This window comes from Thalassobaculum sp. (assembly GCF_965223715.1).
Taxonomy (GTDB): domain Bacteria; phylum Pseudomonadota; class Alphaproteobacteria; order Thalassobaculales; family Thalassobaculaceae; genus Thalassobaculum.
In genome coordinates this window covers 2,442,501-2,460,875 of sequence record NZ_OZ245012.1, presented here as the reverse complement: position 1 = coordinate 2,460,875, position 18,375 = coordinate 2,442,501, and the positions used below count along the sequence as shown (strand labels likewise).

The 18,375-nt window shown below is 65.5% G+C and carries 18 protein-coding genes; 14 read left to right on the top strand and 4 right to left on the bottom strand.

Annotated elements, in window-relative coordinates; translation table 11 throughout:
- Nucleotides 1-9: 9 nt before the first annotated feature.
- Nucleotides 10-1,677: a hydantoinase B/oxoprolinase family protein gene (locus ACOQOP_RS11300; protein ID WP_420566437.1), complete on the bottom strand. Its 1,668-nt coding sequence runs from the start codon at nucleotides 1,675-1,677 to the stop codon at nucleotides 10-12.
- A 131-nt stretch (nucleotides 1,678-1,808) separates the two neighbouring features.
- On the opposite strand from ACOQOP_RS11300, the gene ACOQOP_RS11295 reads away from it, so the two are divergent.
- Genes ACOQOP_RS11295 through ACOQOP_RS11285 form a run of 3 tightly spaced genes read left to right on the top strand, consistent with a single transcriptional unit; the run spans nucleotide 1,809 to nucleotide 3,864 of the window.
- Nucleotides 1,809-2,189 carry a MerR family DNA-binding transcriptional regulator gene (locus ACOQOP_RS11295; RefSeq protein WP_322332098.1) on the top strand — a complete coding sequence of 127 codons (381 nt, stop codon included), beginning with the start codon at nucleotides 1,809-1,811 and terminating at the stop codon, nucleotides 2,187-2,189.
- The gene (locus tag ACOQOP_RS11290) at nucleotides 2,186-2,695 is read left to right on the top strand and encodes a PaaI family thioesterase (protein ID WP_420566436.1); all 510 of its coding nucleotides are present in this window, start codon (nucleotides 2,186-2,188) and stop codon (nucleotides 2,693-2,695) included. The genes ACOQOP_RS11295 and ACOQOP_RS11290 overlap by 4 nt, the downstream gene beginning before the upstream one ends.
- Nucleotides 2,692-3,864, top strand: a complete 1,173-nt coding sequence (locus ACOQOP_RS11285; RefSeq protein ID WP_420566435.1) for an isovaleryl-CoA dehydrogenase — start codon at nucleotides 2,692-2,694, stop codon at nucleotides 3,862-3,864. The genes ACOQOP_RS11290 and ACOQOP_RS11285 overlap by 4 nt, the downstream gene beginning before the upstream one ends.
- 246 nt (nucleotides 3,865-4,110) lie before the next feature.
- On the opposite strand, the gene ACOQOP_RS11280 is transcribed toward ACOQOP_RS11285, so the two are convergent.
- Complete coding sequence (locus ACOQOP_RS11280; RefSeq protein WP_420566434.1) at nucleotides 4,111-4,527, bottom strand: HIT family protein; 417 nt, start codon at nucleotides 4,525-4,527, stop codon at nucleotides 4,111-4,113.
- Between the two features lie 266 nt (nucleotides 4,528-4,793).
- Between ACOQOP_RS11280 and ACOQOP_RS11275 the strand changes: the two genes are divergently transcribed.
- From ACOQOP_RS11275 to ACOQOP_RS11240, 8 genes are all read left to right on the top strand, one after another.
- Nucleotides 4,794-6,350, top strand: coding sequence for a P-loop ATPase, Sll1717 family (locus tag ACOQOP_RS11275; RefSeq protein ID WP_420566433.1), 1,557 nt, complete (start codon nucleotides 4,794-4,796; stop codon nucleotides 6,348-6,350).
- A 13-nt stretch (nucleotides 6,351-6,363) separates the two neighbouring features.
- Nucleotides 6,364-6,972, top strand: a complete 609-nt coding sequence (locus tag ACOQOP_RS11270; RefSeq protein ID WP_420566432.1) for a DNA-3-methyladenine glycosylase I — start codon at nucleotides 6,364-6,366, stop codon at nucleotides 6,970-6,972.
- 13 nt (nucleotides 6,973-6,985) lie between these two features.
- Entirely contained in the window at nucleotides 6,986-7,378 is a 393-nt protein-coding gene (locus ACOQOP_RS11265) for a RidA family protein (RefSeq protein WP_420566431.1), read from the top strand.
- 91 nt (nucleotides 7,379-7,469) lie between these two features.
- Nucleotides 7,470-8,084: a DUF1989 domain-containing protein gene (locus tag ACOQOP_RS11260; RefSeq protein WP_420566430.1), complete on the top strand. Its 615-nt coding sequence runs from the start codon at nucleotides 7,470-7,472 to the stop codon at nucleotides 8,082-8,084.
- A gap of 24 nt (nucleotides 8,085-8,108) precedes the next feature.
- On the top strand, nucleotides 8,109-8,789 hold the full coding sequence (locus ACOQOP_RS11255) for an SDR family oxidoreductase (RefSeq protein ID WP_420566429.1): 681 nt from the start codon (nucleotides 8,109-8,111) through the stop codon (nucleotides 8,787-8,789).
- 30 nt (nucleotides 8,790-8,819) lie between these two features.
- A complete protein-coding gene (locus ACOQOP_RS11250) occupies nucleotides 8,820-9,452 on the top strand; it encodes a 2-hydroxychromene-2-carboxylate isomerase (RefSeq protein WP_420566428.1) in 633 nt (210 codons plus the stop codon).
- Nucleotides 9,453-9,455: 3 nt separating this feature from the next.
- Complete coding sequence (locus ACOQOP_RS11245) at nucleotides 9,456-11,063, top strand: carboxyl transferase domain-containing protein (protein WP_420566427.1); 1,608 nt, start codon at nucleotides 9,456-9,458, stop codon at nucleotides 11,061-11,063.
- A 70-nt stretch (nucleotides 11,064-11,133) separates the two neighbouring features.
- Nucleotides 11,134-11,937 (top strand): enoyl-CoA hydratase-related protein, encoded by an 804-nt coding sequence (locus ACOQOP_RS11240; RefSeq protein ID WP_420566426.1) that lies wholly within the window; start codon nucleotides 11,134-11,136, stop codon nucleotides 11,935-11,937.
- A gap of 19 nt (nucleotides 11,938-11,956) precedes the next feature.
- Here the strand turns inward: ACOQOP_RS11240 and ACOQOP_RS11235 are convergent, their stop codons facing one another.
- Together ACOQOP_RS11235 and ACOQOP_RS11230 are read right to left on the bottom strand one after the other, a co-directional pair.
- Nucleotides 11,957-13,099 (bottom strand): tetratricopeptide repeat protein, encoded by a 1,143-nt coding sequence (locus tag ACOQOP_RS11235; protein WP_420566425.1) that lies wholly within the window; start codon nucleotides 13,097-13,099, stop codon nucleotides 11,957-11,959.
- Nucleotides 13,100-13,216: 117 nt separating this feature from the next.
- Complete coding sequence (locus ACOQOP_RS11230; RefSeq protein ID WP_420566424.1) at nucleotides 13,217-14,050, bottom strand: dimethylarginine dimethylaminohydrolase family protein; 834 nt, start codon at nucleotides 14,048-14,050, stop codon at nucleotides 13,217-13,219.
- A gap of 191 nt (nucleotides 14,051-14,241) precedes the next feature.
- On the opposite strand from ACOQOP_RS11230, the gene ACOQOP_RS11225 reads away from it, so the two are divergent.
- From ACOQOP_RS11225 to ACOQOP_RS11215, 3 genes are read left to right on the top strand one after another with little or no spacing between them, the layout of a single operon-like run.
- Entirely contained in the window at nucleotides 14,242-16,260 is a 2,019-nt protein-coding gene (locus ACOQOP_RS11225; RefSeq protein ID WP_420566423.1) for an acetyl-CoA carboxylase biotin carboxylase subunit, read from the top strand.
- Nucleotides 16,257-17,651: an SLC13 family permease gene (locus ACOQOP_RS11220; protein WP_420566422.1), complete on the top strand. Its 1,395-nt coding sequence runs from the start codon at nucleotides 16,257-16,259 to the stop codon at nucleotides 17,649-17,651. Before ACOQOP_RS11225 ends, ACOQOP_RS11220 begins: the two co-directional genes overlap by 4 nt.
- A gap of 10 nt (nucleotides 17,652-17,661) precedes the next feature.
- Entirely contained in the window at nucleotides 17,662-18,117 is a 456-nt protein-coding gene (locus ACOQOP_RS11215; protein WP_420566421.1) for a DUF1489 family protein, read from the top strand.
- Nucleotides 18,118-18,375 lie beyond the last annotated feature (258 nt).

Genomic DNA, 18,375 nt, shown 5'->3' with positions numbered 1-18,375 from the left:
ATGCGCCCCTCAAGCCTGGCTGAGGGGAGGGAGGCCGGCGCGCCTGTCGGCGGCCCGGTCCTCGTCGGTGCGCTTGGCGGGATCGCCCCAGCCGCCGCCGCCGGCGGACTGGACGTGGAAGACCGAGCCGGCGGGAACCGGCAGGCCCTCGCGCTTGGTCTTCAGCACCACCGGATCACCGGAGGGCGGGTGCATGGTGTAGAGGTGGACGGCCCCGTCCTCGCCGCCGGCGCGGCCCTTGGACGGGACCCGCGCACCTTCGCCGGCGGTGTTCACCACCGCGTCCTTCTCGGTCTCCAGGCGCAGGCGCAGCTCGCCGCCGGCCCCGCCGACATACTGGCCGTCGCCCCCGGAATCGGGCCGGAACTCATGGGTCTCGAAGAACAGCGGGAAGCGGGCCTCCGCCACTTCCACCGAGCCGAACTTCAGGCCGCCGGCCGAATGCCATTCGCCGGAGCTGTGCCAGCCGTCGCCGCCCGGCGACGCCCCACCCCCGGGGCGGGCGTGGAACATGTGCCAGATGAACGGCCGCTCGGAGCCGGGATAGGTGCCCTTGATGGCGAGGCGGAAACGCTTGCCCCAGCCGGCCATGGCCCGGTCGGGACAGGCGGGTGCGATGGCATCGACGATCGCCTCCACGATCTCCTGGCTGCAATGGGAGGTGCAGAGCGTGACCGGCGCGCCGGGATGGGCCCAGACCACCGTGCCCTCCTTGGCGATGACCTCCACCGGCCGCATGGAGCCCTCGTTCTTCGGGATCTCCTTGTCGAGCAGGAAGGCGATGGCCATGGCCACGCCGGAGCGCATGTTGGCGAAGGAGGAGTTGATGAAGGAGGTGACCTGGGGCGAGGACTCGGTCAGGTCCACCGAGATGCCGCCGTCCTTGATGGTGACGGTGGCGCGGACGACCACGTCGGTATTGCCGCGCCCGTCGTCGTCCAAGGGGGCCTCGCCGCGATAGGTGCCCTCTTTCCAGGTGGAGATCACCGCGCGGGCCTGGCGCTCGGATCCGTCGAGGATCTGGGAGACGGCGGCCAGCACGGTGTCGGCGCCGAACTCCTCGATCAGCGCCTGCAGCCGCCGCTCGCCCAGATGGACCGAGCCGGTCTGCGCCGCCAGGTCGCCCAGGAAGTCGCGCGGGTGGCGCACATTGATCGACAGCATGTGCAGCAGGTCTTCCCGCGTCTTGCCCCGGTCGGCGAGACGGATCGGCGGGATGCGGATGCCCTCCTGCCAGATCTCGGTCGCCGCCGCGTTATAAGCGCCGTGGGTCGCACCCCCGATATCGGAATGGTGGGCGCGGTTCACGGTCCAGAACACCAGCCGGTCACCGGCGAAGACCGGGACGAAGGCGGTGACGTCGGGCAGGTGGCTGCCGCCGAAATACGGGTCGTTCAGCAGGAACACGTCGCCCGGATGCACGTCCGCTCCGAAATACTCGACCACCGCGCGGGTCGCCCAGGGCATGGCGCCGACATGGACGGGGATGTGCTCCGCCTGGGCCACTAGGTCGCCGTCGGCGGCGCAGATCGCCATGGAGAAGTCGCGAGACGAGTTCAGGATCTGGGAATAGGAGGTGCGGAGCATCGCTTCGCCCATCTCCTCCACGATGCCGACCAGCCGGTGCTGGACGACGGAGGTGGTGATGGGATCGATCTCGGCTCTGGCTTCGGTCATTGGGGCGATCCGTTGGGGGAGCGGGGGAGGGAAGGGCCCGAGCTTAGGACCCCTGCTGCGGTGCGTCATCCCGTGAAAGTGCCGATGCGAACCAGATTGACGTTCGCGTCAAGTTGGAGGACGCTTGCCCCATGGCCGACCGCTACACCATGACCCAACTCGTGCGCTCGCTCGGGCTGACCAGCCGGGCGATCCGGTTCTACGAGCAGCAGGGACTGATCTTCCCGGGGCGCAACGGCCGCTCCCGGGTGTTCTCCGGCAGCGACCGCACCCGGCTGATCCTGATCCAGCGCGGGCGGCGGCTCGGTTTCTCGATCGCCGAGATCCGGGAGATCCTGGACCTCTACGATCCGGCCCAGGGCGACCGGGCCCAGCTCGTCCATCTGCTGCGCAAGATCCGCGACCGCCGCGCCCAACTGGAAGCCCAGCGCCGCGACATCGAGGCGATCGAGGCTGAGCTGGCGGTGCTGGAGAATACCTGCCTCGACCGGCTGTCGGAGGATGCGGCATGACCGAGGCGGCTGACGCTTACGTCAAGCATCGGGTGCTCAATCCGGCCTATGCGGAGCGGGTGCGGGCGTCGTTCGGGCGCCAGGCCTTCATGGATTTCATCGGCGCCGAGATCGCCGACGTGTCGCCGGGGGCGGTGGAGATCCGGCTGCCCTATCGCGCGGAACTTGCGCAGCAGCACGGGTTCTTCCACGGTGGCATCGTCGGGACCGTGGCGGACAATGCCTGCGGCTATGCCAGCTTCTCGCTGGCCGCGGCCGACGCCTCGGTGCTGACGGTGGAGTACAAGCTGAACCTGATGGCGCCTGCATCCGGCGATCTGCTGATCGCGCGCGGTCGGGTGCTGCGGCCGGGCCGGACCCTCGTGGTGGCCCAGGCCGATGTCTTCGCGGTCAGGGAGGGCCGCGAGAAACAGGTGGCGACGGCACTCGCCACCCTGATGCTGATGGCCGGCATGGCCGACGAACCTCATGACCACAAGTCCCCTAGAATGGACGGAACCCCATGATCCCCAACGACTATCCGAGCCTGAACTTCGATCTCGGCGAGACCGCCGACATGATGCGCGACAGCGTGCGCAGCTTCTCCGCCGACGAGATCGCCCCGCGCGCCGCCGAGATCGACCGCGAGAACACCTTCCCCCACGACCTGTGGCGCAAGATGGGCGCGGTCGGCGTGCTCGGCGTCACCGTGGGCGAGGAGTACGGCGGGGCCGGCATGGGCTACCTGGAACATTGCGTGGCGATGGAGGAGATCAGCCGCGCCTCGGGCTCGGTGGGGCTGAGCTACGGCGCGCACTCCAACCTCTGCGTCAACCAGATCAACCTGAACGGCACCGAGGACCAGAAGAAGCGCTACCTACCGAAGCTGATCAGCGGCGAGTATGTCGGCGCGCTGGCGATGAGCGAGCCGGGGGCTGGTTCCGACGTTGTGTCGATGAAGCTGCGGGCGGAGAAGAAGGGCGACCGCTACGTCCTCAACGGCTCCAAGATGTGGATCACCAACGGCCCGACCGCCGACGTGATCGTGGTCTATGCCAAGACCGATCCGGACAAGCACCAGCACGGCATCACCGCCTTCCTGGTCGATACCAAGGCCAAGGGCTTCTCGGTCGCCCAGAAGCTCGACAAGCTCGGCATGCGCGGCTCCGACACCGGGGAGCTGGTGTTCGACAACGTCGAGGTGCCGCAGGAGAACGTGCTCGGCCAGGTGAACGGCGGGGTGAAGGTGCTGATGAGCGGCCTCGACTACGAGCGCGCGGTGCTGGCCGCCGGTCCGACCGGGCTGATGCAGGCGGCGATGGACGTGGTCATCCCCTACGTCCACGAGCGCGAGCAGTTCGGAAAGCCGATCGGCACGTTCCAGATCATGCAGGCGAAGATCGCCGACATGTACGTGATCATGAACGCGGCCAAGTCCTACGTGTACACGGTGGCCAAGGCCTGCGACAGGGGCGAGGTGACCCGCAAGGACGCCGCCGGCGCGATCCTCTACGCGGCGGAGAAGGCGACCTGGATGGCCCTGGAGGCGATCCAGTGCCTGGGCGGCAACGGGTATACGAACGACTATCCGACCGGCCGCATCCTGCGCGACGCCAAGCTCTACGAGATCGGCGCCGGGACGAGCGAGGTCCGCCGCATGCTGATCGGCCGGGAGTTGTTCAAGGAGACGGCGTAGCACTGAACATCAAAAATCTCCTCGTCATCCCGGACGGCCCCGGACGTGATCCGGGGGCGGGCCGGGACCAAGCGGCCGGCGTTGGCTGCTTGATCCCGGATCAAGTCCGGGATGACGGGAGGGGATGGGGCGGATGGTGGGGAGCGAAAAGAAGATCCCGTCGTCCTGATGCAAATCAGGACCATGGCTCTCCCGTCTCCACACGCTCCCGGCCCGATTCCGGATAGGTCCGGGACGACGGCTGCTTCACAACTCCGCCCGGATCCTCTCCGCGATCGCCCGGTACTCCGTGTCCGGCAGCATCGGCAGCTTGGTCTCCGGCATTGGGATCGGGCCGCCCCAGTGGCCGTCGTCGCGGTAACGCGGGATGAGCTGCCAGTGCACATGCGGCTCCACATTGCCGAAGTTCGAATAGTTGATCCGGTCCGGCCGATACGCGTCCCGAACCGCCCGGCCAAGCCGCCGCAGATCGTCGTTCAGCGCCGCATGCACGGCGTCCGGCACCTCCAGGACATCGAGGTAATGCGGCTTCAGCACCAGGATGCAGCGGCCGCGGAACGCCTGCTGGAAATGCACCACGGCGACCGAGTGCTCGAACTCCGCGATCCGGTTGGCGGCGTCCGCGCCGGTGCGGACGACATCGCAGAACAGGCAATCGGTCATGGGCTGATCTCTCCGGTGGTGGCTAAGCAATCTGCCACAATCGAATGAGTCGTGAGCATCGATCAGGTTTTAGTGCCGTCCCGTCGATCTGACGGCGGCATCGTGCAATTTTGTGGACCAGTTGATAGCTTATGAAGACCATCTTGTGCAAAGCTAGAAGGCCTTCTTTTGACAATATTGGCTCGCGCATCAATGAGATACGCGTAGATTGCGTACAACTGTTAGCTGGGATAAGTTGAAGATCTTAACGGAGAGGTGGGTTTGATATGGAACGGCTAAAGCTGTCAGATATCGCGCTTGGTGCAGATGATGCAAAAATCGAAGTCGAGAATGCAAGTTCAGAGAAGAATAATTTTTTTAGAGAGTACTATTTCGAGTCAGTTGTTTCTCAAATTGATCGATTTTATTTAGGGCAAAAATATATAGTGCGAGGATTTAAGGGGGCGGGGAAAACAGCACTTCTTCGGTATCTTAGCATTGAATATAAAGAAATGTATGGAGATGTTGTTGAGTTTATTTTGTTTAAATCAAAAATTAGAGAATCTGATAGAAAAAATATGTCTGTTACTGCTGGAATGCAGTTTGCTGAAACTGAAGGTGTTAGTGTATTTGAGCAAAATTTTGAAGATATATGGGTTTGGTTTATTCATACAAAAATATATTCTATAATTAAGAATGATAAACTGCTATTTTTAAATGATGAAAGTTTTAAAAAATATTTTGATTTTATGGAATCGTTTTCAGATCCTAATGTAGGTGGGGCATCTTCTATTTCAAATCTCATTTTGAAAGATGGAACTGTAAAATTAAAAGCTAATTTTTCAGTTTTCAGCGTTGAGTGGGCGCAGAATTATGGATTTGATCCCAAAAGTGGGAAAATGCCAATTGATAAAATTGCTGATTTGGCAACATCTTTATTAAAAAAATGCAAAATTGCAGATAGAAAGATATTTTTATTTTTCGATGAGCTGGAAGTGCATTACGCTAGTGAAGAAATGTACCGTCGAGATTGTCGATTAATAAGAGATTTAATTCTCTCTATTTCTTTTTTAAATGAAGAATTTAAAGAGGCAAATATTTCAATAAGGCTTATGTGCGCATTGAGAGATGAAGTTCTGTCTTCAGTTGTTTTGTTTGGAGGAGAGGTCAATAAAATTGTCGCAGATCGTGGGGTGCGGGTTCGCTGGGATAGCCCGGTTCGGCATCAAGATCAGCCGATTGTAAAAATGATCGAGAAGCGGTTCATGGTGTCGGAAAAACACTACTTGGGATGTGTCAAAAACAATGATATTTGGACAACGTATTTTCCTGCTAAAATTGAAGGTCAGAAGCCGATAAATTATATATTAGATATGTGTAATTTTAGGCCCAGAGATGTGGTTCGACTTCTTAGTTTGATCGCTGAAATTCATCCAAATATTGATAATATTGAAGATAATCATTTTAGACAAATTAAGAAGGAGTTTTCAAATTTGACTTGGGATGAAATGACTCAGGATCTATTGGTATCATATTCTCCTAATGAGGTTGAATTTATTAAATCGGTACTATTGAATCTTCCAAGAAAACTAGAAGCTAAAAATTTAGCGGAAAGATTTGAGGGGCGAGCAATTAGCAGTCCAGAAGGATCTTCGATTATAAAGAAGAAAAAGAGTTGGATGGGGGTTCTAGAGGATTTGTATCGGTCTGGTATTTTGGGAAATGAATATTTTGTAAAAAAGGAAAAGAAAAATAGATGGATGTTTCGTGGGGATGATGTTTTAGATAAAACGCTTCCTGTGGCTATTCATAGATCTTTAAGGTCTTCGCTTTCTATTGTTTAATGGGCATAAATAAATGGCGAATATATATCGCTGCACCTGGCCGGGCGAGCATGCCGACTACATCGCCTATCACGACGACGAATGGGGCCGGCCGGTGCGCGACGACATCCGGCTGTTCGAGAAGATCTGCCTGGAAGGGTTCCAGTCCGGCCTGTCCTGGCTGACGATCCTGCGCAAGCGCGACGCGTTCCGCGCCGGCTTCGCCGGGTTCGACTTCCACAAGGTCGCCACGTTCGGCGAGGCGGATGTGGAACGGCTGCTGGCGGACAAGGGCATCGTGCGGCACCAGGGCAAGATCCGCTCCACCATCAACAACGCCCAGCGGGCGGTCGAGCTGGAGAAGGAGGCGGGATCGCTCGCCGCCTTCATCTGGAGCTTCGAGCCGGGGGCTGAGGCGCGGCCCGACCGGTTCGACCGCGAGACCCTGGGCACCATCACCATGTCGGATGCATCGAAGGCCCTGTCCAAGGCGCTGAAGAAACGCGGCTGGAGCTTCGTCGGGCCGACCACGATGTATGCCTTCATGCAGTCGGTCGGCATCGTCAACGACCACCTGGACACCTGCGCCTTCCGCGCCGCCTGCGAGGCGGACCGGGCGGTGTTCGTGCGCCCCACCCTCTGAGAAGGAGCCAGCCATGATCGGCCGACGCATCTATTCCGGCGCCCCGTTCGAGGAGATGGCCGGCTATGCCCGGGCGGTGGTCGACCCGCCCTATGTCTTCATCTCCGGCACCACCGGATTCGATCCCGACACGCTGGAGTTCCCCGAGGATGTGGAGAGCCAGTGCGAGAACTGCTTCCGCATCATCGAGCGGGCGTTGACCCAGGCGGGCTCCCGCATGGACCACATGATCCGGGTGCGGGTCTTCGTCGCCTCGCGCGAGGAGTTCGAGCGCATCAAGCCGATCATCAAGCGCCATTGCGACCACGCCCGCCCGGCCAACACCACGATCCTGGCCGAACTGGCCGAGCCCTATATGCGGGTCGAAGTGGAAGTAACGGCGAAGCTGGAGGACAACCGGCGGTAACCGCTTCTGGCGCTGGCGTCAGCCAACCCGTCTAGCCTCATGCCCCCACGGCTTGTTAGGCTCCGCCGTCGAAACAGGGGGCTGACGGCAGATGAGCGACGGCACGACCACCATTCCCGCCCGCAAGGGCAAGGCCGCCCGGCTGTCCGCCGGACAGTCGGTCAAGGTCATCAACACGCCCGGATCCCAGGTGGTCGACACCTGGGCCTTCGTCGAGGACGACATGACCGAGTTCATGTCGATGGAGCATTGCCGGGCCTATATGAACCGGCTGACGCCGAAGATCGGCGACACGCTGGTCACCAACCACCGCCGGCCGATCCTGATGCTGGTGGAGGACACCTCCGGCGAGGTCCACGACACCTTCATCGCTGCCTGCGACCGCTGGCGCTACGAGGGGCTGGGCGTGGAAGGGTTCCACGATAGCTGCCAGGACAACCTGCACAACGCGCTGCAGGAGATCGGCCTGGAATCGGCGGAGACGCCGAGCCCGCTGAACCTGTTCATGAACATTCCCTGGGACCAGGAGGGCAAGATCGACTGGAAGCCGCCGGTGAGCGAGCCGGGCGGTTTCGTGGTCCTGAAGGCGCTGGTCGACTGCGTCGTCGTCTTCTCCTCCTGCCCCCAGGACATCATCCCGATCAACGGGATCAACTGCACGCCGCAGGATGCGCATTTCGTCGTGACCGACGGCGCCGCATTCTGAGCCCGAACGCGAGAGGGAGACACCATGCCAACAGTCCTGATCACCGGGGCGAACCGAGGGATCGGCCTCGAACTTGCCCGCCAGTACGCCACCGACGGCTGGCGGGTCATCGCGACCTGCCGCAACCCGGGGGCGGCCGACGAGCTGAACGAGATCGACGGCGACATCGACGTCTACCCGCTGGACGTGGACGACACCTCGACCCTGGACGCGCTGGTCACCAGCCTGAAGGGCCAGACCATCGACGTGCTGTTCAACAATGCGGGCATCAACATCAACAAGGTGCCGTCGATCGGCGATATCGACTACGACGCCTGGGCCAAGACCATGGAGACCAACGTCTTCGCGCCGATCCGCGTCGCCTGGGCGTTCAAGGACAACGTGCTGAACAGCTCCATGAAGGTCATGGCCTTCACCAGTTCGCTGATGGCCTCCATCGAGCGCAACGGCGGCGGCAACGCGGTCTACCGGTCGTCGAAGACCGCGCTGAACATGGCGGCGAGCTGCCTGGCCAAGGAGCTGGCGGACCAGGGCGCGATCGTTGCCATGCTGCATCCGGGCCATGTGCGCACCGACATGGGCGGGCCGAGCGCGCCAGTCACCGCGGTGGACAGCGCCGCCGGGATGCGCAATGTCATCGCCCACCTGACGCCGGACGACAACGGCTGCTTCCGTAACTACGACGGCACCGTCTTCCCCTGGTAGGGAGGCGGGCCGCATCTGGGAGGATCTGACATGACCGACGCGGATACGTCGGAGGACGAGCCTAAGGGGCCGATCGACTTCTATTTCGACTTCTCCTCGCCCTACGGCTACCTCGCCGCCCATAAGATCGACGAGATGGCCGGGCTCTACGACCGTCAGGTCGACTGGAAGCCGGTCCTGCTCGGCGTGATCTTCAAGACCACCGGTGCCCAGCCGCTGCTCGATATCCCGATCAAGGGCGTCTATGCCCGGCGCGACATGGAGCGCACGGCGCGGATGATGGGCCTGCCCTTCACCCTGCCGGAGGTCATGCCCTTCCCGTCGGTCTCCGCCGCGCGGGCGGTGTACTGGGTCAAGGACCAGGACCCGGCCAAGGCGGTGGCGCTGGTCAAGGCCCTGTACGACGAGGCCTTCGCCAAGGGCGGCGATATCCGCGATGCGGAATCGGTGGTCCGGGTCGCCGGCGAGGCCGGCATCGACGCCGCAGCCCTGTCCGACGCGCTGGGCCAGCCGGCGGTGAAGGAGCGGCTGAAGACCGAGATCGAGGCGGCGATGCAGGCCGGGGTCTGCGGCTCGCCCTTCTTCGTGGTCGACGGCGAGCCGTTCTGGGGGGCCGACCGTCTGGATCACGTCGAGCGCTGGCTCGCCACCGGAGGCTGGTAGGTCTTGTCCGTCATCCGATCCTCCGTCGATACCCGCGCCGACGGGTTCAAACAGAATGCCGAGCGGACCGCCGCCCTGGTCGACGAACTGCGCGACAAGGTCCACGCGGTGAAGCTCGGCGGCGGGGAGCGGGCGCGGGAGCGTCACCTGTCCCGCGGCAAGCTGCTCCCCCGCGACCGGGTGCGCGCGCTGCTCGACCCGGGGGCACCCTTCCTGGAATTCAGCCAGCTCGCGGCCGACGGCATGTATGGCGGCGAGGTTCCGGGGGCCGGCATCGTCACCGGCATCGGCCGGGTCGGCGGGCGCGAATGCGTGGTGGTCTGCAACGACGCCACGGTGAAGGGCGGCACCTATTACCCGATCACCGTGAAGAAGCACCTGCGGGCCCAGGACATCGCGCGGGAGAACAACCTGCCCTGCGTCTATCTGGTGGACAGCGGCGGGGCGAACCTGCCGAACCAGGACGAGGTCTTCCCCGACCGCGACCATTTCGGGCGCATCTTCTACAACCAGGCCCAGATGTCGGCCGAAGGCATTCCGCAGATCGCGGTGGTGATGGGAAGCTGCACGGCGGGCGGCGCCTATGTGCCGGCCATGGCCGACGAGAGCATCATCGTGAAGGGGCAGGGGACGATCTTCCTCGGCGGACCGCCCCTGGTGAAGGCGGCCACGGGCGAGGTGGTGTCGGCCGAGGATCTCGGCGGCGCCGACGTCCATTCCCGGATCTCCGGCGTCACCGACCACATGGCGCAGAACGATCCGCACGCGCTCAGCCTGGCGCGGCGGATCGTGGAGAACCTGAACCGGCGCAAGCCGTCCAGCCTGGACCTGCGCGACCCGGAGCCGCCGGCCTACGACCCGGCCGAGCTCTACGGCATCATGCCGGACGACCTGCGCAAACCGATCGAGATCCGCGAGGTGATCGCCCGCATCGTCGACGGCAGCGAGCTGGACGAGTTCAAGCCGCTCTACGGCACCTCCCTGGTCACCGGCTTCGCCCGGATCCACGGCTATCCGATCGGGATCGTCGCCAATAACGGCATCCTGTTCTCGGAATCCGCCCAGAAGGGCGCGCATTTCATCGAGCTCTGCGCCCAGCGCGGTATTCCGCTGCTGTTCCTGCAGAACATCACCGGCTTCATGGTCGGCCGCAAATACGAGGCCGGCGGCATCGCCAAGGACGGGGCCAAGCTGGTGACGGCGGTGGCGACGGCGGCGGTGCCCAAGTTCACGGTGATCGTCGGCGGCTCGTTCGGCGCCGGGAACTACGGCATGTGCGGCCGGGCCTACTCGCCGCGCATGCTCTACACATGGCCGACCGCGCGGATCTCCGTCATGGGCGGCGAGCAGGCGGCCAATGTGCTGGGCCAGGTGCGCCGCGACGGGCTGGAGGCCCGCGGCGAGAGCTGGAGTGCCGAGGACGAGGAGGCGTTCAAGGCGCCGATCCGCGAGCAGTACGAGACCCAGGGCCACCCGTACTACGCCACGGCCCGGCTGTGGGACGACGGCATCCTCGACCCGGCGGAGACCCGCACGGTGCTCGCCCTGTCCCTCTCGGCGGCGCTGAACCGGGAGATCGGACAGACGAAGTTCGGCGTGTTCCGGATGTAGGCCGGCCTTGTCTGCGGCTGGCCGCGATGACAAGTGTTGGGCAAAGAAGACTTCAGACAGGGAACCCCGCATGACGCGCCACGACATCAAGCGCCCGGACACCATCCTGCTCGAGCATGATGACCGGGGCGTCGTTCGCCTGACCCTCAACCGGCCGGATATCCGCAACGCCTTCGACGATGTGCTGATCCACGATCTGACCGAGACCCTGGACCGTCTGGCCGGCGACGGCTCGATCCGGGCGCTGGTGATCACCGGAGCGGGGGCGGCCTTCTCGGCCGGGGCGGAGATCGGCTGGATGAAGAAGGCCGGCGGTCAGGGGGATCACGAGAACTTCCAGGACGCCATGAAGCTGGCCGGGCTGATGAAGCGGCTGGACAGCATGCCGATGCCGACCATCGCCCGGGTGAACGGGGCCGCCCTCGGCGGCGGCGTCGGGCTGACGGCGACCTGTGACATGGCGGTGGCGGTCAGTGGGGCGATCTTCGCCTTCAGCGAGGTCAAGCTCGGCATCATCCCCGGCGCGATCAGCCCCTATTCGCTGCGGGCCATCGGCGAGCGGGCGGCCCGGCGCTATTTTCTCACCGGCGAGCGGTTCGACGCCGAGGAGGCCATGCGCATCGGTCTGGTGCACCAGGTGGTCGCCGACGAGGCTGCGCTGGACGAGGCGGTGGAGAGCCTGCTGAAGCACATCACCGGCTCCGGGCCCACGGCGGTGCGGGCGTCGAAAGCCCTGATCGGCCATGTGGCGGACAAGCAGATCGACGACCTGCTGGTGCGCGACACCGCCCAGCGGATCGCCCACCAGCGCGCCACCGACGAGGCCAAGGAAGGGCTGAGCGCGTTCCTGGAGAAGCGCAAGCCGACCTGGTGAGGGGACGCGGCGGCGCGGCCTATTCCGTCGCCGTACCGCCTCCGGCCGGGGCCGGGGCGGTCGCCGGCGGGGTGGAGGTCGAGTTCTCGATCTCGCTGACCTTCTGCTGCAGCTCCTGGATCTTCTCCGAGTAGAGGTCGGTCTCGGTGTCCAGGTTCTCCGCCTGCAGGTACTTCGCCAGCGCCTCCTTGGACTCGCCGAGCACCACCAGGCTTTCCGCCCAGCTCGCCAGGAATTCCGGGTCCTCCACATTGAGCCGCTCGGCGGTCTCGAAGCGCTCGATCGCCAGCGGGTGATTGCCGGCCTTGGCGAGGCCGCGGGCGAACTTCACGAACTCCTCGCCCACGTCGCTGTCCAGCGACAGGGCCTCCTCATAGCGCTTGCGGGCCGCCTCCTCCTGTTCGAGGCGGAGCAGCACGTCGCCGAGGAAGGCGGTGGCGACGGCGTTCTTGCCGCTGATCTCGTTGGCGGTCTGCAGGTCCTCGAAGGCCGCCCGGACGTCGCCGGCGTTCAGGTTGGCCAGGCCTCGGATGGTGTGGCCGACGCGGATATTGGCCTGGGTGCAGATGAAGGTCGGTTGGTTGGCGCAGCCGCGCAGTAGGGCGGAGGTGGTGGCGATCGTCTCCGAATAGTCGCCGACCCGGGAATCCGCGACCAGGTCGTGGGCCGCGCCTTCGAACGGGGACAGGAACGAGATCGCGTTATGGGCCAGGGTCTCGAAGAGCTGCTCGGTGCTCTCGGTGTCCAGCTTCCCGGACCGCACGGTCGGCCCGTACAGCGCGTGGTTGCCGCGCACCCGCCAAAAGGCGGTCTTGTCGCGCTGGATCACCTCCAGCTCGATCTGCGGCGGGGCGAGGCCGAAGGTCTCCTGGCCGGCGCGGATCAGCTCGGTCACGCCGAAATAGCTCGCCACCTCCTCGGCCGCGGTGACCTTCCCGGAGGTGACGACCTCGGTCTGGGATTGCGATGCGGTCTCCAGCCGGATGTCGTCGATCTGATCGATCACGTGATTGACGAAGATCTTCGGCGTATAGCCCTGGTCGGCCAGGTAGGGCGGGATCGCGTCGGCCTCGATCTCCCACAGCCCGAAATAGGCGTAGGTGGTCAGGGCCAGCACGCCTGCATAGACCGAAAAACCATAGGCGATGAGCGAGAAGTCCATGCGATCCCCCTTGCGATCCCGGTCTGACTCGCGCGTCGAACCCGCGTCCTGCCGGAGTGCTTTGATCCACAGCCACAACGCACGGGACTGATGGCGGTTGCCGTGCCGGTGGCGATGTTAGCAGATCGGCATGACATTAGGGGGACGGCGAAACCGTAGGGACAGGCAGGACATGCCGCCATCGACCTTCGCCGCTTCCGAGTTCGGCAGCGCCACCACCCGGTAGCCCGCCCGGTCCAGGATCTCCGCCGTGCGGGGATAGCCGGCCGGCATCAGCACCACGTCGTTCACCCGCACCGCATTGGCCGCCGGCTCCTCGCCCTCGGCCACATGGATCAGCCGGTAGCCGTCCAGATGGCCCCCGGTGGCGAGACGCCGGGTCGTCAGGATCGTCTCGGCGTCCAGCAGCCCGCAATCGGTCTTGAAATGCAGGATGTCCGGCGGGGTGGCGAGCTCCCGCACGGGGTAGCCCCAGTCGCGCACCACCACCCGCATCGCCTCGATCCCGGCGCCGTTGGTGCGGGCGGAGCGGCCGACCAGGATCTCCCGGTCGGTCACCAGCACGTCTCCGCCCTCGATCCGCCCATGGCCGTGATCGCCGAGCGACGGCAGGTGCCGGACCTCGTCGAAGGCGTCGTGCAAGGCCGGCTCGATCATCACCGCCTCGCCGAGCCGGGTCGGGGCGCCGGGCCGCATCACCACCGCTCCCTCTGGGAAGCACAGGGCCGCATCCTCGACAAAGACGCTGTCGGGAAACTCCTGCAGCGGGCCGAGGACCGTGGTCGCCAGTCCGGCCGCCTCCAGCGCATCGCGATAGGCCGCGTGCTGGGCGCGGAACAACGCCACATCCGGCGCGCCGGTATCCACTGCGCGCAGCCCGTCGACGATGCTGTCGGCCGGTTCGCGCAGGATCGCGTGGGTGAAGCGGAAGGACTGTCCGGGCGTCGGCATGGGGCGGCTCGCGGTCGGGAAGACGGGATTTCATAGTTCCGAGTCGGGCGGCCTGCGTCCACCGCCGCGTGCGGAGACGGCCCCGATCCGCGCCATTGCGGCTTGGGCGGTCCGGACCTCCACAGTGCCCTTTGATTCCCGCGCCCCGCCTTCCTATGCTCAGCGTCCCGTGACGCCTGGGACCTGAGCCGATGTTCTCCAGCCTGCTGATCGCCAACCGGGGCGAGATCGCCGTGCGGATCGCCCGCACCGCCCGCGCCATGGGCCTGCGCACGATCGCCGTGTTCTCCGAGGCGGACCGCGACGCTCCCCATTTCCGCGCCTGCGACGAGGCCTGGCCGATCGGGCCGGCCCCCGCCGCCGAGAGCTATCTGGTCGCCGACCGCATCCTGGAGGTCGCCCGACGCGCCGGCGCGCAGGCGATCCATCCGGGCTACGGCTTCCTGTCGGAGAATGCCGGGTTCGCCGAGGCCTGTGCCAGGGCCGGCATCGCCTTCGTCGGCCCGCCGGCGAGCGCGATCGAGGCCATGGGCTCCAAGGCCGGCGCCAAGGCGCTGATGGAGAAGGCCGGGGTGCCCCTGGTGCCGGGCTATCACGGCGACGACCAGTCGACCGAGCGCCTGTCGGCCGCCGCCCGCGAGATCGGCTTTCCCGTGCTGCTGAAGGCCTCGGCCGGGGGCGGCGGCAAGGGAATGCGGGTCGTCCGCGGCGAGGGCGAGCTGAAGGCCGCCATCGAGGGCGCCCAGCGCGAGGGCAAGGCGTCCTTCGGCGACGACCGGCTGATCGTGGAGAAGTATCTGGAACGTCCGCGTCACGTGGAGGTCCAGGTCTTCGCCGACAGCCAGGGCAACACCGTCCACCTGTTCGAGCGCGACTGCTCGGCCCAACGCCGCCACCAGAAGATCCTGGAGGAGGCGCCGGCCCCCGATCTCGACCCGGCCCTCCGCGAGGAGATGGGGGCGGCAGCCGTCGCCGCCGCCCGGGCGGTCGGCTATGTCGGCGCCGGCACGGTCGAGTTCATCATGGACGAGAGCGGTTCCTTCCATTTCATGGAGATGAACACCCGCCTGCAGGTCGAGCATCCGGTGACCGAGCTGATCACCGGCCTGGACCTGGTGGCCCTGCAGCTCCGGGTCGCCGCCGGCGAGCCGCTGCCCTTCGCCCAGGACGACCTGACCATCACCGGCCACGCGGCGGAGGTCCGGCTCTATGCCGAGGATCCGGCCCGGGACTTCATGCCCCAGACCGGCAGGCTGGTGCATCTGCGCTTCCCCGTGGGCGAGGGCGTGCGCATCGATTCCGGCGTCGAGCAGGGCGGGGTGGTCAGCGTCCACTACGACCCGATGATCGCCAAGGTCATCGCCCATGGCGCCGATCGGCGCGAGGCCCTGGCCCGGCTGGCCGCCGCCCTCGGCCGCACCGAGGTGGTCGGCGTGACCACCAACCGGGATTTTCTCAAAACCCTGGTCGAGCATCCCGAGGTGGTCGCCGGCCCGATCGACACCGGCTTCGTCGGCCGCGAGATCGACACCCTGGCCCCGAGGCCGACGGCTGCCCCCGACTGGGTGCTGGCGCTGGCGGGACTGGCCGAGATGCGGGCCCTGGACGCTGCCTCCGCCGCCCGGGCCGCCGGCACCGCCGACCCCCATTCCCCCTGGGCCCGGGCCGATGCCTGGCGTCTGAATGACAGCGCCCACCACAGCCTGCGCTTCCGCCAGGGCGAGGAGGAGGTCGCCGTCGACATGCACGCCGAGCGGACAGGCTGGCGCGCCGTCATCGACGGCCGCTCGGTTTCGGTCTCGGCCGAGGACGGGCCGGGCGGCAGCCTGCTGGCCACCGTCGATGGCGGTCGCCGCCCCGTCCGCGTGGTCGCCGACCGCGACCGCCGGGTGGTCCTGGCCGAGGGCCGGTCCTGGACGGTGCACCTGGTCGATCCGCTCGCCGGTCTCGACGACGCGGCGGAGGGGGGCGGAAGGCTGGTCGCCCCGATGCCGGCCAAGGTGGTTTCCGTCGCCGTCGCTGAGGGCGACACGGTGAAGAAGGGCGCGACCCTGATCGTGCTGGAGGCGATGAAGATGGAGCACACGATCGCCGCCCCGGCCGACGGCACGGTCGCCGGCCTGCCTGTCGCCGCCGGCGATCTGGTGGAGGAGGGGGCCGACCTTGTGGTGTTCGAGGTCTCCGAAGCCGCGGCGGAGACCGGCGCGTGACCGCCTCGCCCCGCCACGTCATCACAATCATCATCCTGGCGGCGATCTCCTGCACCCTCTGGTTCATGCCGGTGCCGGAGGGGGCGTCGCCCGAGATCATGCGGGCCGCCGCCCTGGTCGTGCTGGCCATCGGCGCCTGGGCATCGGTCCTGCTGCCGGAGCATATGGTGGCGTTGGCCTTCTTCCTCGCCGCCATGATCCTGCATGTCTCGACGCCACCGGTGATCTTCTCCGGCTTCGCCAGCCCGGCCTTCTGGCTGGTCTTCGGCGGGCTGATCATCGGCGCGGCGGTCGACCGGACCGGGCTCGGCGGCCGCATCGCCCGCACCCTGGTGCGGCGCTTCACCGGCGGATACCTGGCGACGGTGGCCGGCGTGGTGACGGTCTGCCTGGCGCTTGGGTTTCTGATGCCGTCGACCATGGGCCGGCTGGTGCTGCTGCTGCCGATCGTGCTCGCGCTCGCCGACCGGCTCGGCTACCTCGCCGGCTCGCGCGGCCGCACCGGGCTGGTGATCGCCACCGGCTTCGGCTCCTATCTCGGCCCGGTCGCGATCCTGCCGGCCAACGTGCCGAACAACGTGCTGCTGGGGGCGGCCCAGACCTTCCACGGCATCCAGATCCAGTATTTCGACTGGCTTCTCATTCATTTCCCGGTGCTGGGGCTGCTGAAGTCGATCCTGCTGGTGCTGGTGGTGTGGCGGCTGTTCAACGACACCCCGGTCATCCCCGAGGAGGCGGTGGAGGAGACGTCCGAGCCGTCCTACTGGAGCCGGGACGAGCAGCGCCTCGCCCTGCTGCTGGCCGCTGCCCTCGCGCTCTGGGCGACCGACGCGGTGCACGGCGTGTCGCCGGCCTGGATCAGCCTGGCGGCCGGCCTGATCTGTCTGCTGCCGGCGGTCGGGCTGGTCCCGCCGCAGACGTTCCGCGACAAGGTGCCGATCAACCCGCTGATCTACGTCGCCGGCATTCTCGGCGTCGGTGCCCTGGTGGCCCATAGTGGGCTGGGCGAGGCGCTGGCCCATGTGGTGCTCGACAACGTGTCGATGGACGGCGCGCACCCGGCGAAGGCGTATTTCGCCCTGTCGCTGATGACCACGCTGCTGGGCACGGTCTCCACCATGCCTGGCATTCCGGCGATTCTCACCCCGATCGCCGGCGATCTCGCCACCGCCTCGGGCCTGCCGCTGAAGACCGTGCTGATGACCTTCGTGAACGGCTTCTCCACGGTGCTGTTCCCCTATCAGGTGCCGCCGCTGATCGTTCTGCTGCAGCTCGGCAACATCCCGGCCTCCGCCGCGGTGCGCACCGCCCTGGTCACCGCCTTCTTCACCATCCTGGTCCTGCTGCCGCTGAACTACGTCTGGTGGCGGATCATCGGGCTGCTCCCGTGAGGACGCCCGGATGGCCCTGAACCTGATCAAGCTTTGCGTCGGCATCGACACGGTCGAACAGCTCGCGAGCTTCCAGAAGCGCCGCCGCGGCGAGCTCGCGGCCGCCGGCCTGCCGCCCTACAACCGCCACCTGACCCGCAACTTCCCGCGCCGGGTCGAGGAGATTATGGACCCGACGGAGGGGGGATCGGGCTCGCTGTTCTGGGTGATCAAGCGCGAGGTGCGGGTGCGCCAGCCGTTCCACGCCATCGAGGAGGCGGTCGACCACGAGGGCCGGCGCTGCTGCGCCCTGGTGCTGGAGCCGGACCTGATCCGCGTCGACCCGCGCCCGCAGCGTCCGTTCCAGGGCTGGCGCTACCTGGAGGCGGCCGACGCCCCGCGCGACCTCGCGACCGGCGCCCATGACGAGATCGACGAGATGCCCGAGGAGATGGTCCGCGAGTTGCGCGCGCTCGGGCTGATCTGATCGCACGGGGTTTCTCTCCCACTCTTCCCCCCTCAGCTCACTCCCCGGATTCATTCCGGGGCAGCGCTGGCGCTTGCGTGACCGTCGCCCGGTGATGCCGAACGGCTTGCCCCGGAATGAATCCGGGGAGTGTTGAACAACTGGGAAAGGGGAGAAGGGGAGGGGTCTGTTCCCTAACTGCTCTCCCCGGATTTATTCCGGGGCCCACCGGTCAGCGCGACCCGACCCCACTCGAGCACGCTCCGCCGTAGGGCCCGG

Bases quoted from the DNA above. Each gene is read 5' to 3' on its own strand.
- ACOQOP_RS11300 (WP_420566437.1), bottom strand. From the start codon at position 1,677: ATGACCGAAGCCAGAGCCGAGATCGATCCCATCACCACCTCCGTCGTC.
- ACOQOP_RS11295 (WP_322332098.1), top strand. From the start codon at position 1,809: ATGGCCGACCGCTACACCATGACCCAACTCGTGCGCTCGCTCGGGCTG.
- ACOQOP_RS11290 (WP_420566436.1), top strand. From the start codon at position 2,186: ATGACCGAGGCGGCTGACGCTTACGTCAAGCATCGGGTGCTCAATCCG.
- ACOQOP_RS11285 (WP_420566435.1), top strand. From the start codon at position 2,692: ATGATCCCCAACGACTATCCGAGCCTGAACTTCGATCTCGGCGAGACC.
- ACOQOP_RS11280 (WP_420566434.1), bottom strand. From the start codon at position 4,527: ATGACCGATTGCCTGTTCTGCGATGTCGTCCGCACCGGCGCGGACGCC.
- ACOQOP_RS11275 (WP_420566433.1), top strand. From the start codon at position 4,794: ATGGAACGGCTAAAGCTGTCAGATATCGCGCTTGGTGCAGATGATGCA.
- ACOQOP_RS11270 (WP_420566432.1), top strand. From the start codon at position 6,364: ATGGCGAATATATATCGCTGCACCTGGCCGGGCGAGCATGCCGACTAC.
- ACOQOP_RS11265 (WP_420566431.1), top strand. From the start codon at position 6,986: ATGATCGGCCGACGCATCTATTCCGGCGCCCCGTTCGAGGAGATGGCC.
- ACOQOP_RS11260 (WP_420566430.1), top strand. From the start codon at position 7,470: ATGAGCGACGGCACGACCACCATTCCCGCCCGCAAGGGCAAGGCCGCC.
- ACOQOP_RS11255 (WP_420566429.1), top strand. From the start codon at position 8,109: ATGCCAACAGTCCTGATCACCGGGGCGAACCGAGGGATCGGCCTCGAA.
- ACOQOP_RS11250 (WP_420566428.1), top strand. From the start codon at position 8,820: ATGACCGACGCGGATACGTCGGAGGACGAGCCTAAGGGGCCGATCGAC.
- ACOQOP_RS11240 (WP_420566426.1), top strand. From the start codon at position 11,134: ATGACGCGCCACGACATCAAGCGCCCGGACACCATCCTGCTCGAGCAT.
- ACOQOP_RS11235 (WP_420566425.1), bottom strand. From the start codon at position 13,099: ATGGACTTCTCGCTCATCGCCTATGGTTTTTCGGTCTATGCAGGCGTG.
- ACOQOP_RS11230 (WP_420566424.1), bottom strand. From the start codon at position 14,050: ATGCCGACGCCCGGACAGTCCTTCCGCTTCACCCACGCGATCCTGCGC.
- ACOQOP_RS11225 (WP_420566423.1), top strand. From the start codon at position 14,242: ATGTTCTCCAGCCTGCTGATCGCCAACCGGGGCGAGATCGCCGTGCGG.
- ACOQOP_RS11215 (WP_420566421.1), top strand. From the start codon at position 17,662: ATGGCCCTGAACCTGATCAAGCTTTGCGTCGGCATCGACACGGTCGAA.